Below are 16,042 nucleotides of genomic sequence, written 5' to 3'. Positions count from 1 at the left end.
GCAATGGTGCAGCTTTTTATAGAAGGCTTCACATTCTTTAATTTGAGATCAGTTTGATATTTTCGGTAATTCAATACGAATAATCGGGTTGCCTTCACTCGTTTTTAACGAAATGATAGAATCACCTGTATTAGTTTGACTTTCAATGTTAATATCCCATTCCTCAATTACCCAAACTTTTAGTGTAGGAGTTTCTGCCAACTCTTTGACTGATACATCATCACTGCTTACCTTGTTTAGACTGAACAAAACATTATCCCCATTATCGACTCGTTTAAGAGAAATACGCTGCTTCTGGATATGGTCTGTCTTCACGATGAAATTTAAGCCTTTAATGGTTAGTTCTTCGTTCATATCTTTTGTTAGAATCAAAGCTTTTGGTGTTATTGCTTCTGAAGAACTTGGAATATTCAACTCAGTGATGTCAGGAAGTTCTAAGTATTTTGGCTCATCATCAATAGACACGTTTAATTGATCAGCCATCTTTTGAGCTTCCTCTTTCAGTTGAGGGCTTCGTGCGTTTTGTTCTGTCTCAGCGAGGATATATTTGCATTTCATCCAGCGTCGCTTGGCAAGATTGATATCCTTAGATGATGGAGAAATCAGGTGAAGTTCTTGGGCTGGACTATTGCTCTTGTACCATTGTTCGTAATATTCAAAGGCAAAAGTGAGTTTGAATGCCCTTTCAAAAGCAGACCCAACCTCATCTACACTCAATATTTGATGAACTTCCCGCATGATTTTGTGTTGTTCTGGGCTACTATTATTGTCAATGATGAGATGTTGCTTCAGGAATTCTGAAATGATTTGTTGAGACTTAAAATTCTCCTTAACAAGTCGCTCGGATCTGGCAAGCACGCGCACAGCAGCGGCAATAGCAATTGATTGATCCCACTCAATTTTCGCTTTTTTCAACTCCTCATTGAGCGAACTATATGGAATATTTCGTGATTTTCCAATCAGCAAATGACTAATCTCGTAAGTCTGGGTAAAGTTGACAATTTCTTCCCATTCGCTATCGGCTTCCAAGCATTGGTTAATAGCAACAGAAATACTACCACGCAGTTCACGGAGTACCTCATTCTTGCTATCCCTAACCAAGTCCCTTACTTTTGCAATGTCATTGCAGACAGGAAGTAGGGATCGGATAGCCTCAACATTACCAATTTTTACAGCAGATTCGAGAATTCTGTTGACGACGGGTGTTTCTCTAGGAATAGGACTCCCAGCACTTCGCCAAGCCTCTATTACAGCATTGTCATCTTTCAGTTGATGATAATATTGGAGATTGTCTGGATAACCTTCTATTTTAGCCCGTGATCGAAGAAGCCACGTTGGTGACTTCTGAGACTGTTTCTGAATGGCAGAACATTTATCCCAATGTGTGACAGCTTCTTGAAATTCTCCAACCAAGAAGTACAACTTGCCGATATCTGGATAATCTTTGGAGGAAAAATTGAGGTGACTTAAAGTTTTGACTATACCTTCAATTAACGGTTTCCAGCCTAAAAGATGAGCTTCGCCACTCGATGTAATTGCCTGATCGACTTTAATAATCAGTTCCTTAAAAAACCACTGCCATGCGCTACTTTCGATTTTAGTGGAATCATCTGATCTTATAGGTTCAACCTTTTGTAAAGCAGTCAGCAGATTGTCAATGTCTTGCCTAGTATTTTGATCTCGTTTGATGACTCTTGCTGCTGTAACGCGCGGGTTTGTATCAATTTCAGGAAGTTGCTTAACTAAATCGATAATTGCATCTACATCTTTTCCAGCCCAATAGCACCGACAAGCATCATTGGCTTGCTTTAACTCTTTGAATAAATTACCTGCATTTGCAAAATGTTCCCTAAATTCGTAGGCGGCTGCTTGACAAAGCTTGGCTTTGTCAGGACAGTTAGCAAGATGATAGTTCCAGCTAGCAAGATCTAGCAGATCGGGATCTCTTGAGCTACGACCTTGAGCCTCATAATTCTGAGCTAACTTATACGGATCATCACGATCAGCTGACCAGCTGTCTTCGTCACCTTGTATCATGCCACCTATGTTTTCAAGGCTCCACTGTTCATTACTATTGATACTTTGATATAAGTCAAGTAGTTCACGTTGTTTTTGGATATCTGTAAATAATTTCCAGAACTCTTCTAGTGCCTGATCAGAATCTACGATAAACAAACGTTTGCGAGCGCGACTTACTGCAACATAAAACTGGTTAAGAAAATACTCCCATGCCAAACACTCTTCAATCTCAGGAGGCTCAAGTTTTGGATCATTAATATTTTTAAGATATTTCAGAAATTCTGGCACTTTTTTTCTTGCTTCTTCACCAAACTTGTATAGCAATACACGCTTATACTCCAATCCTTTAGCTCTTGCTGGGCTTAAAATGTTTCTTGAAACCTTCTCATCATTCCCTAACGCAAAGCTAGACAGAAAAGGATCACCTTTAATATACTCCACTTCACCGTTCTCTTCACAAGGAATAATGATAATCAGTTCCTTTTGTTCTCGAATTTTGTCTTTACAAGCTGCATCTTCTGCTCGGAACCATACAGGACTACTTGTTTCTTGTCTTGTCCAACTTTGCTGTGGACGCAAGCCTTTAATATCTAGCAGTTTCCCTCGTAGAAGTTGAATTAAATTAGCTAACTTGACAATTTGTTCTGATGAACGGTAGTTGAAGGATAGTTCTTGATAATTAAACTCTAATTTGGCAGAACCACTGCTATCGTCGAACTTCTGAACAATGTTTTTATGAAAACTCGCCTGTGTTGCAGTCCAGTTGAACCCTGTGGGGTTTAAAGTTTGAAAAGGATCGCCTGCAAAGGCAAACGGAACATCCTTAGCAAGATGGCTAGGTATTTGGCGATCAGAGTAAAGAGATAAACGTTGAATCAACTCAAGTTCAACGCTGGTGAAATCTTGAGCTTCATCACAGAACACTGCCGGGTATTGTGATAATTCGTTGGCTGAATACTCTAAAACTGCATGAGCTAAGTCTTGGTCATCCCAAAAGCCTTCTTTTCCGCAAAGTGGTTTATACCAACGTTGCCAAATTTTCTCGTAAATTAATTGAAAGGTGTTATCTGAGATGGATTTTAAATTGCGAGGTAATTCACATTCGTAAAATTCAGGATCGATTTCAGCACCCAATTCGTTTTGCATACCCTTAATAAAGGTTCTTATGGCGTGCCATGCAAGCCCTGAACTAATATTACGTTGCTCTTCAGATTTAGGTAGTTTTTCTCGTGCCTTATCCCACTCCTTGCGGAACTGCTCAAAGTTTATATACTTAGCATCCACAAAATCAGCCTTCACTTCATGAGGAAGTTTCTCACGCAAAAAGTCACGAAAAGTGCGAAAACTCTGATCTAATATCTGCTTCAATTTTGGATTCTCTTTGGAATTAGATCCATGCTCAAGATGTTTTGCACCACAGAGTAAAATATCTTTTACAGATGAACGAGCTTTCTCCAAAAGTGGAGTGCTGTAAGTCAAGTACAATGGTGGATTGACTAATGAGCCAGCCTCGTCTTTATAGTGAGTTAAATGCTCACTAAATAAATACTGAAGGATAGTTGATTTAGCACTACCTGGTCGTCCATTGATAAATAATGGATATCTTGGTTCTCCATGAGCAGGATTTGATATTTTTTCAAGAATTTTCTCTTCTTCAGGCGATAATGCTAAATTAGCCTCAGCAGTGTTCTGAACCTGTATCCACACTTCCTCATCACAGACAATGATCGAAGGGTAGGCACGCCGACTCCAACGGATAATTGTGTCAAGTTCGACTTGTGAATTAACTAAAATATCTTTATACTTCTCTCGTAACTCTTTTTCATCGTCTTGTTTATTTTTGTTTAGGGGAGATATTAATAATATTCTCTTATGTTCTGGAAAATACCGATATAGAATTTGAATGTTAGGATTTGTTGCGTGCTTGATCAAATCTTGATTAGGCGCAAATTCTTCAAATGCAATATTCTTGCTTAAATCGGAATAGCGTGAAATATGATGTTTGATATAATCCTGAGATATACGATCAACCCAGTCATAACTTTCTAAGAATACAGGTTCATCAGTCAAGTAAGAACTTGATATCGATTGAAGATACTGACTCTCAATTTCTGATAACTGTTTTTTGGGAGGAATTGGTGTTTTTTTTATGGTGTCAAGAAATGCTTCTATTTCAGAACCAGAAACCTTGTTTTTATTCCAAAAAGATTCTGTGTCTTTATAAGAAGGCTCATATTCTCGATCATCAGACCCTCGCATGAAAAATCGGGACAGGCCGAGGATGATCTTGTCTTCACTCAGAGGATACTCTTCAATAACAATACGACCTCTTGCCATTGATTTCTTCCAATAGGGTTTTGGAAATCGATCAAGTCCTCTCGTACTTTGGTCTTTTTTTAGCTTTTCAGCAAACTTTTCAATATCTTGAATGACACCATACTTAGTAGCATCAATTCTACACTGCTCTGTGAGACAAACATAAAAAACGGTCATTGATATTACTTCTCCTTACTAGAGCCGAATAGCTTAAGCTCAGAAGGGCAGTTCTGGTTAACAGTTCTTGGCTGAGTTTTACCAGTCGGGAATAGTCCATTGCGCTGTTGCCATTAAAATCCTTCTATAGATTATAAATATACACTATCCAACAATGCAGTTTGATCCAGTGAGCGACTTGTGCGACGCTCCTGGTAACTAGCAAGCAGCATCGTTGTATCCTAATGGGTTGGCTTAAACCGTTCTAAAATCTCATTGATAAAAGTTTCACCATCAAGGGGAGGATTTTCTTCAGAGGTGGATACAGCCGCATCGATTTTAGCTGCCACATCTTTAGCCCATTCTGCCTCAGCCCTTTGCCATTCATCCAGTAGGCGCAACGCAGTTGAGATGACTTGTTCAGGGGTTTGATATTTTCCAGATTCTAGTTGAGTTTGAATAAATTGTTCTTGGTCAGAGGTGAGATTGATGCTCATTGTGGTGTTGCAACAAGGTTCATCCCTATAATAGCTAACCTGATTTCTAATACTGAAGCACAAAAACATAGGGGCAACTGTCGTCACCCCTATAGTTAATCATTCACCCTTTCAGGGATGATCAGCCAAATTTTCCAGCCGTTGAAGCCAGTAGGAACGCGGCATAGGTGAGGATATAGCCCACCGTAAAGTGAACTAAACCCGTTAACCATCCTTGAACAATTGACAGCGAAACCGGTTTGTCTTTCCAGATCACAAGGTTCGCCAGAGGGGTGCGTTCATGGGCCCAAACTAACGTTTCAATCAGTTCTTGCCAATAGCCTCGCCAAGAGATCAAGAACATAAACCCAGTGGCCCAAACCAAATGTCCGAACAGAAACATCCAGGCCCAAACCGAGAGGTTACTGGTTCCGTAGGGGTTGTAACCATTGATCACCTGAGCCGAATACAGCCAGAGGTAATCCCGAAACCAACCCATAATATAGGTTGAGCTTTCATTAAATTGAGCAACGTTTCCTTGCCACACCCCTAAATGTTTCCAGTGGAAATAGAACGTGATCCAACCGAGGGTATTCAACATCCAGAAAGTTGCTAGGAAGAACGATTGCTCCCAAGCCGACGTTTGACAAGTGCCCCCCCGTCCAGGGCCATCACAAGGGAAGGTAAAACCGAAGTCTTTTTTATCAGGCATCAGTTTAGTGCCACGGGCATCTAACGCACCTTTGACACAAATTAAGGTGGTGGTGTGTAGACCCAAAGCGATCGCATGGTGAACTAAGAAGTCCCCAGGGCCAATGGTTAAAAACAATGAATTCTTACCGGAATTAATCGCATCTAACCAACCGGGTAGCCAAACATTCCCATGATTTGGCCAAGCAGTATGGGCAATACTGTCTGGGTTCGCCAGTAACACATCCATTGCATAAAGGGCTTTACCATGAGCCGCTTGAATGAACTGAGCAAATACAGGTTCAATCAAAATTTGCTTTTCCGGTGTCCCAAAGGCAACGACGACATCATTGTGAACGTATATACCCAGGGTATGGAATCCCAAAAATAGAGACACCCAACTTAAATGGGAAATAATCGCTTCTTTGTGATTCAAAACCCGATCTAAAACGTTGCCTTTGTTTTGGTCGGGGTCATAGTCTCGAACCCAGAAGATAGCCGCATGGGCAAAGGCTCCGACCATGAGGAACCCAGCAATATATTGATGATGGGTATACAGTGCCGATTGGGTTGTATAATCCCTGGCGATAAACGCATAGGGTGGCATGGAATACATATGCTGCGCCACCAGCGATGTCACCACCCCCAACGCAGCCAGGTGAATTCCTAACTGAAAATGCAGGGAGTTGTTATAGGTATCATACAAACCTTGGTGGGGTAAGTTGAACTGTCCTTCAGTGGGAACCCCAAACAACGGATCTTTCGAGTTCAACATCTCTTTAATACTGTGGCCAATGCCGAAGTTGGTTCGGTACATATGACCCGCAATAATAAAGATCACCGCGATCGCTAAATGGTGATGAGCAATATCCGTCAGCCATAACGATTCAGTTTGGGGATGAAACCCACCCAAAAACGTTAAAATCGCCGTTCCTGCCCCGTCCGATGAGCCAAAAACGTGCTGCGCCGTATCAGGATTTTGGGCATAAACCCCCCAATTTGCAGTAAAGAAGGGTTTGAGTCCGGCCGGATGGGGTAACGTGGTCAAGAAGTTATCCCATCCGACGTGCTGGCCACGGGATTCAGGAATGGCAACATGAACTAAATGGCCTGTCCAGGCTAGACAACTGACCCCAAATAAACCCGCTAAGTGGTGGTTAAGGCGGGACTCCGCATTTTTGAACCAAGACAAACTCGGACGATATTTGGGTTGAAGGTGTAACCAGCCCGCAAATAGAAACAATGCCGCCAAAAGCAGGAGGAAAACAGCGCCTTGATAAAGCTCGGCGTTGGTTCTCATCCCAATGGTATACCACCAATGATAAACGCCCGAATAGGCAATATTAACGGGGTTTATAGCTCCGGCTTGGGAGAAGGCTTCCACTGCCGGTTTGCCAAATTGGGGGTCCCAGATGGCATGGGCAATGGGACGAATGTGCAGGGGATCTCGAATCCACTGTTCAAAATTTCCTTGCCAAGCGACATGGAACAGGTTGCCGGATGTCCATAAAAAAATAATCGCCAAATGACCAAAATGAGAGGCAAAAATCTTTTGATAGAGATTTTCCTCGTTCATGCCATCATGGCTTTCAAAATCATGGGCCGTGGCAATCCCGTACCAAATTCGGCGAGTGGTTGGGTCTTGAGCAAGACCTTGATCAAATTTTGGGAATTTCGCTGCCATGTATTTACTGACTCCATCAGAGCGAATCCAAGTTGCTAAAGATGAGCCAGTGCATCCGGGTTAATATTAAAAAAACCATTCATGAATCAGAGAAAGGGATAGAAAAAAAATCAAACCCGACTGCACTAGCAACACCCAACTTTGGAGAAATTGTGTTTCAGCGTTGAAACGAAACGCTACAATTCATCACCAACTTTATCGATAAAGATGGCAATCTCAACCCTCAAAAGAGGACATTTTTTACTTAAAAATCCCATTAAATAATCCAAAAAGGAGTTAAGGGATATTTAGCAATATGAATCCAGAAAATTTCAATTCCCAAGCTTAACTTCATAGAGAAGTAATCAATACTTTACCGATTTCTGATCAATTCATTTTCTAACTTAAGGTAGAGATTTTGTTAATTTCGGTTGTAATCAATGATGAGACTTCTTCAATGGATGAGTTTTATCGCTTAATTTACAAACCGAATTCACAAACAGATCATGCTGAAGTTAGATGAGGGGAAACAGTCATCCCTTCAGAATAGATGAGTATTAGCTTTAGCTTACCTCTTTGTTATTCCTAACTGCCATGTCTCAAATTCTATATTTTTTTAATCTTATTTCACCGATCCTATTGCAGATTGTTTGCTTTAGTGTTGCTTGGTTATTTGTTTTTTCGTTAATCTGGAGTACCTATAGAACACTGACACAAGGAATAACCAGCGTTAAAGAATTACATAAAATTCCTTGTTCAACCTGTAAATTTTTTACCGGAAATTATCAATTAAAATGTACCATTAATCCCAAAATTGCGTTAACAGAACAAGCTATTAACTGTTCAGATTTTTCAGATTATCAAACTTTAACGTCCTATCTCGGTGAATAGGGTAGAAGTTAGCTTCTTAAGCCAATCTGAGTTAGACGTTAAAACTGAATCCCAGAAGAAATAATAGGCCTAACAGCGTTACACCGAGGATGAGAAAACGTTGATTTGTGCGTTGGTTTTGATGCCAAATTTCTTGATAACTGAGTTGATAATCTTGAATCATTAAAAATGCAGGAGGACTGAAAAAGAAAGGCAAAAATCGATTCAGAAGCAGTCTAATTAAAAAGTTTATATCCCATAACTTTCGACGGAACCCATTTTGGTTATATTGCCAAGGAAAAGTCGTTTGAGCTAAACGAATTAACGCTTCAATATCTCCAGAACGTCGAGCTTCATATAGCGGTAAAGCTAACAATAAATCATCTTGAGTTTCTTCGAGAATCTGTTGTAAAATATAGACATCTTCTAACGCTGAGTTGACCCCTTGACCAATATCCGGGGGAAAACAATGGACTGCATCTCCTAATAAGAGGATGGCAGAGAAAGTTTGATCAGATTTTAATAAAAAGTGTAATCCTGAACAAAATTGAGGAACGGGAAAAACACCACCTTGACTGTTGACAAATCGTGTAATTTCAGACTCAGAAATAATATCACGAATGGATAATTGAGGGAAAGATTGTTCTAAAAAACGATATAATTCTTGATTTGTTTTTAGAGTCCAAATTTTATGATGAGGATAAGTAATAATATTAGCAGTTCGAGGTTCATCGGGATTTTTCATCGGTAATAAACCCAAAGAAATTTTCTTCTGACCTTCTACGGCTTTACCCCGAATTGCATAAGCCATTGTACAGACAGATTGATCATCTAGCTGGTTTGAAAGCGGAAATTGAGGCGGTAAGGTTAAAACTTGATAGCGCAGTCCTGAACTAGGCGAGGGAAAATATTGCATTTCAAAGCGATGATTATCAGGTTTTTCCCAGTCGTTTAGGGTTTGACGAACAATAGAATTTAAACCATCACAACCGACTACAAAACCAGGTGTAAAACGCTTTAATTCGCTATTTTTTAATTCAACAATGACCTGCAATTGTTCCTGTTTCTGATTTAATTCAATACATTTTGTTTCAAATAAAACAGTGATTTGCTGTTGCCAATTGCGTTCAATTTCTTCATAAAGTAAAGAAACAAAGGTTCTTCGAGGCAACCAATAAGCTGTTTTTCGATTAGGATTAATAAAGGGTAATTTTATCGTTTTTCGCTTTCCATTAAGTTGAATTATCGTTAAGTAAAATTCTTGACTAGAAACACTCATTTCTGCTAGGTTTGGGGTTAATCCTAGCCAATCTAATAATTTTTGACCTCGACCATCAATTTGATAGTTAAACGCTTTATCCGGTTCGTAATAGTCAGCCGTTTTTCGTTTTTCTAAAACAGTAATTTCTGTCCAGCCCCGTTTTGCTAACATTAAAGCGATCGCTAGTCCCGATGGGCCGCCTCCAACAATCACAACATTTCGACATCCAGATTTATCAGTTAACATCACTAGAACTTGAATTCAATTGTGTTTATCGTTGCAGACTCCGAGGATCAAGGGCATCTCTTAACCCATCTCCTAATAAATTAAAAGCTAATACCGTTAAAATAATTAAAATAGCAGGAGGCCAAATTAACCAAGGTTGTAACACTAAAATTGAGGCATTTGTTGCCGAAGAAAGTAAGTTTCCCCAAGAGGGATCGGGTTGTTGAATTCCTAAACCTAAAAAGCTTAAAACTGATTCTGCAATGATGAAACTGGGAATTGATAATGTAGCCGAAATAATGAGATAGGTTGCGGTTTGGGGTAAAATATGACGAGTAATAATATAGAAAGAATTAGCTCCTATAGCCCGTGAAGCTTGAACAAATTGTTGTTCTTTAATCGATAAAACTTGTCCTCGAATTACTCGTGCTAACCCAGCCCAACTAATAAAGGAAATAATCACCACAATCAATAAAAAACGCTGGGTACTGGTTATTTGCGGGGGTAATACCCCTACTAATGCCACCAACAAATATAACCCAGGAATTATCATTAATACTTCAACACTTCGCATAATAAAAGTATCTAACCATCCGCCAAAATAACCAGAAATTCCTCCAAAAATCATTCCTAACGGGAACGAAATTAGAATTCCTACTAATCCAATAGTGAGACTAATTCGACCTCCAAAAATAATCCGACTAAATTGATCTCTGGCTTGTTCATCGGTTCCCACTAGGTTAATTTGTCCGGCTCCAATTGTGCCAAATAAATGTCGATTAAACGGGATAATTCCTAATATTTTATAGGGTTCTCCCTGGACAAAAAATCGGACAGGACTCGGCTGACTTTTATCAACATTAAGTTGACGAATTCCCGTTTCAATATCCACCGGGCCTTGAGTTGTGGGGTAAACATGGGGGCCAATCCATTCCCCTTGTTGGTTATACCAATAAATTTGAGTCGGTGGCAATAATGAAGCGTTCAGTTGCGATTCATAAGGACTATAAGGCGCAACAAAATCTGCTGCAATGACGATCACATAAAATAACAATAAAATTCCGGCTCCAAATTGAGCTAAAGGATTAGTTTTAAGTCGTTGCCACCATTTCATAGTTCAGATTTTTCACTCAAAGAATTGTTGAAAAACGTGTAGAGTTGTGTCTCTATTTTTTTATTTTACACCTTCAAGCGTTCTTGTTCGGCTAGAGATAAAGTTTCCGTTGGCGTTAAGTTAACTTTTGAATCTAAAGGATTATAAAAGAAGGAACCGGTTTGAGGAGGTAAAGTGGGATCAACAACCACTTCAATAATACTTTTAACCACCCCAGCCATCGGAATCGCCAGAATAAATCCTAATAATCCGGCTATTTTTCCTCCTAATAATAAAGCACTAAAAATAATCACAGGGCTTAATCCGGTTAAATCTCCCATAATTCGAGGGGCAACAATATTATCCTTCACTTGTTGAATTGCAATGGCAACCGCTAACACTTGTAAAGCCAGCCACCAATCAATAAAAGCGACGATAATAGTGACAGTTCCAATTCCTAATGTGGCTCCCACAAATGGAATAATTTCCAATAATCCAATCACAACGGCAAATAATAGGAAATAGGGAACTTTTAACATTAAAAAGGCAAAGGTTAAGGTGATTGCCATAAAAATTCCCTGCAAGGTTTGTCCTAAAACAAATTTTTTCAAATTTCGTTCTAGTGAAAAGGTTAAAACCTCTCGAATTTGGGGAGATAAAATAGTGATTAGGAGGTTCCATAACCGTTCCCCATCTAATAACATATAAAAGGCAATGACCAAAATAAAAATTAAGTCAAAAAACCAATTAAAGGTTCCCAGAACTAAGCCTAAACTTCCGGTCAGGATGGGTTCAATGGTTGATTGAATTCGAGACAACAGTTGCTGTTGTAAAATTCCCACATCAAAGGGTAAATTACGCTCAACACTCCAGACTTGAAATTCGGCTAACTGTTGCCGTCCTGATTCGATTAATTCCGGTAATCGGGTAATTAATTGTCGTCCTTGATTAAAGACAGGGGGGACAAGAGTTAAGGCAATAATTACAAAGGTTACAATGGCAATTAAATACACTAAAGCGGCGGCAATTCCTCGCGGAATAAAGCGTTCTAATTTTGCTACGGCGTAGTTCAGAAGAAAGGCAATTAATCCAGAGGTAACTAATATACTGATTAATTCGCCAACATAACCTAAAAATTGAAAGCTTAACCAACTCACGACTAAAATCAGTAACCCCGTGAGTAAACGACTTTGTAAAGGCGAAAAAACAGAATTCGTCATGGAACTCATGAAAAATTTAAAATATAAAGTAGTTTACCCTATTTTGGGATAGATGACCTGATGGAACATTAAAATCTTGTCCTTCAACGATTAAACAGATTAAACCATAACAACCTCCTTGATGGTTTCCTCATGTTCAACCAGGAAGACATTGGCGTGCAGATTGGCAATAATTTGTTGGCCTTGCTGAGTTAAAGATAAGTACCGTAGACTATCTTTAATATAGGGATAAACTTTATGCCAATAAAATTGAGGGTAATTTCTTCGCAACTCTCCGGGATTATGATAGCCTGCTTTTTGATTAAATCCTGTTTCTTCAAACTCATAAAATAAGGCACTAATTTTTTGAAGATATCGAGGATCACTTAATTGACCAATTAAATCCGCCGCCCGCACTAAACCGGGATAATGGATTGTATCTTGATGATCGGATTTTTGAGGAACTGGAAATCGCGTCAGTTCAATATTAGATTGAATGACTTTTGCATCAATTAAAGGATGTCCCCCAAATCGTTCTTTAATAAACAATTTAGCCCGATCAACATGATAAGGCATTAAACTCGCATCTGTACATCCAAAGGGCAAAAGTACCCTGTTTTCATCACATCCTGTGGCATAATATCCCTCTCGATCTTGGCGACAAACCCCTTTAACATAACCAATATCATGACAAACTAGAGAGATCATAAAATGCAGCCAATCTTCGCTAGAAACCCCACCTTCACGGATATGTTTTCCGCGTAAAATTTCCTGACCGACTAATGTAACGATTATGGTATGTTCAACATCATGATAGAGGGCATCGCTATTGGCAATATTTTCTAAAGCCATCCCTCCAGCCCAAGCGACAATATCCCCATAATGGGCATTAAATCCCCCATAGGTATGATGATATCCTGAGCGAAGTTGTTCAACAAAGTTATCAATTAAAAGTTGAGTTGCATTAAAAAACATAGGACATTTCCTGGCACAAATCGAGGTTTTGAGTTACAGAGAAAGCACGGGTCAGCTTTTTCTTCCCTTATTCATTTTTCTAGCATAATTTATCTGAATCTGCAATTTTTATTAAAAATGTCAATTTTGCCTGATCCTTGGTAGAATTTCTCTAATTGTAAATTAAAGTTGATTTTTAATTGAATTGTAAATAAGGGCGTGAAAAAACAACCTATGAATTATCGGAAGGTGCTAACTCAACTTTTTGCTAAATTACTAGATTTTTTAACTCAAATTGCCACAATTTGTCAATCTAATGGGATTATTTTTGCCTTAACAATGGGGATACTGAGTCGCAGTATGATTCTGTTGACGTTTTTTGCAATTGCTTTCTTTTCTCCCGTTTCTTCTCAGTGGGGCTGGGGAGTTTTTTCTGCTTGGGATAGTCCCCTCTATCAAATTATTGCAACTTCGGGATATGAAATTATTAATCAGAAAGAACCGGGCGGAAATGTGGCATTTTTTCCATTATTTCCGTTATTAATTCGAGGATTAATGAATTTAGGCTTATCCTTTGAAGTGGCAGGGGTTTTAATTAATAATTTGGCTTTTTTTGGAGCTTTGATTTTACTGTATCAATGGGTGGAAATCACCAATAATCCTCAAGCTGCCCGTTGGGCAACAGCTATATTAGCTTGGTGTCCTTTATCGATTTTTGGTACTGTTATTTATACGGAAGGTTTATTTTTATTCTTGAGTATTGCTACCTTAAAAGCCTTTGATTTAGAAAAGTATCCTCAAGTGATTTTATGGGGGAGTTTAGCCACCACAACGCGCATTACTGGAATTGCTTTAATTCCTGCTTTTCTAATTACAGCTTGGCAAAAACGAAAACCTGCGATCGCTTATTTATCCGGCTTATTAAGTGGCTGTGGTTTATTATTTTATAGCCTCTATTGTTGGATAAAATTCAATAATCCTATTGCTTTTATTACCGTTCAACACACCCAATGGCAACGCCAAACCGGATTTGATAGTCAAGGCTGGTTAAAAATGGTGATGCAAATTTTAATCGGTTCTCAAAATTGGAAAAAAGGTACAATTGTTGATCCTTGGCATCCACTTTTAGTTATAATTATTGCTATAATCGGTTATTTTATTTGGCGATATCGTGATCAATTAGGAGAGATAAAATTTGATTATAGTTTTTGTTTTTTACTGTTTATTTTATGGTTAATTGCAGGTGATCCCTTACTCAATACAGCGATTATTTTAGGCGGAGGTTATTTACTGTGGTATTTACGCCATGAACTTAGTTTAGTCGCAGTAAATTATGGCTTCTGTGCGTTAGGTTTATTATTAGCGTCTGGCGGTACAATTTCCCTCAGTCGTTTAGCTTATGGGATTGTTTCTGTTAGTTTAGCTTTAGGGGTAATGCTATCCCATCATCGTCGTTGGGGTTATGTCACCTTGGGATTTTTTACCCTGTTACTGATTATTTTTTCAGTTCGCTTTGCTCAACATCTTTGGGTAGCTTAAGGGTTTATGGGATGAAACAATAATGATATAATATCAATTTGAGCAGATTACAATGGAAAAAGATGATCAGCACCCAAAATCAACAAAAAAGTCCATTTCTTGTCCGTTTATTCCTAACGTCTACATTATTAACTCTAACATCAGCCCTTAATATTATTCCTCCCGTCCTCGCACAACGAGAAATAGATTTTGCGACTCAAGGTTGTCGCGGTGTTCCCCAGGAAGCATATTTTATGACAGAGAATTATCACATTAATATTTGTCAAGGACAATCGGGTTTATTCATGGCGGTCAGTTATCGTAATGGACAACTGTTTGATCGCTTTTCTGTGCAACAACAGCGAGACGGTTATGCGGGAAATTCTCAAAAAGCATCCTATCAAGTGAACTCCAGAAGCTTCACAATTCAACCGAATAATAATCAAAGACCAATTACAGAACGGGTACTCAGAACCCAAGGAAATCAACGACCCCAAGAATCAAAAGTAACTGGAACAATTACTTACCGTCAACGCATTGCATTACCTCCAAATTCAACTGTTGTTGTTACATTACAAGATACAACCAGTCCAAATCGTGCACCTCGAAATATTGCTCAACAAACCATTCCGTTACGGGGTCAACAGGTTCCGGTTCCCTTTTCTTTGATTTATAATCCCGCCCAAATTCAACAGAATGGGATTTATAGAATTCGGGCAGAAATTTATGTTAATGGTCGATTAACTTGGGCAAATATGGGTCAAGATCGGGTAATTACGAGAGGGTATCCTAATAATATTGAAGTGATTGTACAACAGCTTAATTAGATGATTTAGGGTGTTATGACGAAGTATATTCTCCTGAATTTTGATGTAGAAGAATTTGATGCTCCCCTGAAATATGGGGAGAAAATTAAACCTTCTGTCCAGTTTGATATTTCTTTAATGGGATTAAGAAATATCCTATCTTTACTCGAACATTTACACATTAGGGCTACCTTTTTTGTCACGGCTAATTTTGCATTGAATCATCCTGAATTAATAGAAGCGATCGCGAGAACCCATGAAATCGCTTCTCACGGTTTTTATCATTCTAAATTTTCCCCGGAAGATTTGTGGAAATCTAAACAAGTGTTAGAAGAAATTTCGGGACAAACGGTTTCTGGGTTCCGTATGGGAGAACAGCAAATCATTAATGAACAAGCGATTTTAGCATCAGGATATCAATACCATTCTTCCTTCAATTCGAATTATTATCAGGGTAAACGTCGCACAGTTCATTATTGTGATCATTTACTCAATCTTCCCCTCTCTGTAACACCCTTTGTCCGGTTTCCCCTCTTTGGGTTAAGTTTCAAAAACCTTCCCTTTCCGTTAATTCAGTTTGCTTCTAAAATGACTCTTGATAGCGATCGCTATCTCAATCTCAATTTTCATCCTTGGGAATTTACGGATATTTCTAAATTTAAACTTCCTAATTCTATGAAACGTCTATCAGGAATTCAATTATTAAATCGGTTAGAAAAGTATTTAATTTGGTTAAAAAAGCAAGCCGAATTTTCAACAATTTCCGACTGGATGAACAAAATTAAACCCTAATAAT

Annotated in this window: 11 protein-coding genes; 4 read left to right on the top strand and 7 right to left on the bottom strand. The window is 38.8% G+C overall.

The window, feature by feature from the left end:
* Nucleotides 1-48: 48 nt before the first annotated feature.
* From H6G57_RS12275 to psaB, 3 genes are all read right to left on the bottom strand, one after another.
* Nucleotides 49-4,512, bottom strand: coding sequence for a hypothetical protein (locus H6G57_RS12275; RefSeq protein WP_190518928.1), 4,464 nt, complete (start codon nucleotides 4,510-4,512; stop codon nucleotides 49-51).
* 221 nt (nucleotides 4,513-4,733) lie between these two features.
* On the bottom strand, nucleotides 4,734-4,988 hold the full coding sequence (locus H6G57_RS12270; RefSeq protein WP_190518926.1) for a type II toxin-antitoxin system ParD family antitoxin: 255 nt from the start codon (nucleotides 4,986-4,988) through the stop codon (nucleotides 4,734-4,736).
* A gap of 121 nt (nucleotides 4,989-5,109) precedes the next feature.
* Nucleotides 5,110-7,341, bottom strand: coding sequence for a photosystem I core protein PsaB (gene psaB, locus H6G57_RS12265; RefSeq protein ID WP_190518924.1), 2,232 nt, complete (start codon nucleotides 7,339-7,341; stop codon nucleotides 5,110-5,112).
* A 573-nt stretch (nucleotides 7,342-7,914) separates the two neighbouring features.
* Between psaB and H6G57_RS12260 the strand changes: the two genes are divergently transcribed.
* Nucleotides 7,915-8,211, top strand: coding sequence for a hypothetical protein (locus tag H6G57_RS12260; protein ID WP_190518922.1), 297 nt, complete (start codon nucleotides 7,915-7,917; stop codon nucleotides 8,209-8,211).
* Between the two features lie 31 nt (nucleotides 8,212-8,242).
* On the opposite strand, the gene H6G57_RS12255 is transcribed toward H6G57_RS12260, so the two are convergent.
* The 4 genes from H6G57_RS12255 to H6G57_RS12240 form a co-directional block, all read right to left on the bottom strand.
* On the bottom strand, nucleotides 8,243-9,697 hold the full coding sequence (locus H6G57_RS12255; RefSeq protein ID WP_190518920.1) for an NAD(P)/FAD-dependent oxidoreductase: 1,455 nt from the start codon (nucleotides 9,695-9,697) through the stop codon (nucleotides 8,243-8,245).
* A gap of 25 nt (nucleotides 9,698-9,722) precedes the next feature.
* Nucleotides 9,723-10,790, bottom strand: a complete 1,068-nt coding sequence (locus H6G57_RS12250; protein ID WP_190518918.1) for an ABC transporter permease — start codon at nucleotides 10,788-10,790, stop codon at nucleotides 9,723-9,725.
* A 65-nt stretch (nucleotides 10,791-10,855) separates the two neighbouring features.
* Nucleotides 10,856-11,989 carry an AI-2E family transporter gene (locus H6G57_RS12245; RefSeq protein ID WP_190518916.1) on the bottom strand — a complete coding sequence of 378 codons (1,134 nt, stop codon included), beginning with the start codon at nucleotides 11,987-11,989 and terminating at the stop codon, nucleotides 10,856-10,858.
* Between the two features lie 99 nt (nucleotides 11,990-12,088).
* Complete coding sequence (locus tag H6G57_RS12240) at nucleotides 12,089-12,943, bottom strand: Npun_R2479 family HD domain-containing metalloprotein (RefSeq protein ID WP_190518915.1); 855 nt, start codon at nucleotides 12,941-12,943, stop codon at nucleotides 12,089-12,091.
* A gap of 213 nt (nucleotides 12,944-13,156) precedes the next feature.
* Here H6G57_RS12240 and H6G57_RS12235 point away from each other — a divergent pair, with 213 nt between their 5' ends.
* The 3 genes from H6G57_RS12235 to H6G57_RS12225 all read left to right on the top strand — a co-directional run bounded on the left by H6G57_RS12235 (nucleotide 13,157) and on the right by H6G57_RS12225 (nucleotide 16,038).
* Nucleotides 13,157-14,461: a mannosyltransferase family protein gene (locus tag H6G57_RS12235; RefSeq protein ID WP_190518913.1), complete on the top strand. Its 1,305-nt coding sequence runs from the start codon at nucleotides 13,157-13,159 to the stop codon at nucleotides 14,459-14,461.
* 62 nt (nucleotides 14,462-14,523) lie between these two features.
* Nucleotides 14,524-15,267 (top strand): YbaY family lipoprotein, encoded by a 744-nt coding sequence (locus tag H6G57_RS12230; RefSeq protein ID WP_190518911.1) that lies wholly within the window; start codon nucleotides 14,524-14,526, stop codon nucleotides 15,265-15,267.
* 15 nt (nucleotides 15,268-15,282) lie between these two features.
* Nucleotides 15,283-16,038: a polysaccharide deacetylase family protein gene (locus tag H6G57_RS12225; RefSeq protein WP_190518909.1), complete on the top strand. Its 756-nt coding sequence runs from the start codon at nucleotides 15,283-15,285 to the stop codon at nucleotides 16,036-16,038.
* Nucleotides 16,039-16,042 lie beyond the last annotated feature (4 nt).

Origin of the sequence: Planktothrix sp. FACHB-1365 (genome assembly GCF_014697575.1) — a bacterium.
Lineage (GTDB): Bacteria > Cyanobacteriota > Cyanobacteriia > Cyanobacteriales > Microcoleaceae > Planktothrix.
This window is presented reverse-complemented; position numbering and strand designations above follow the sequence as displayed.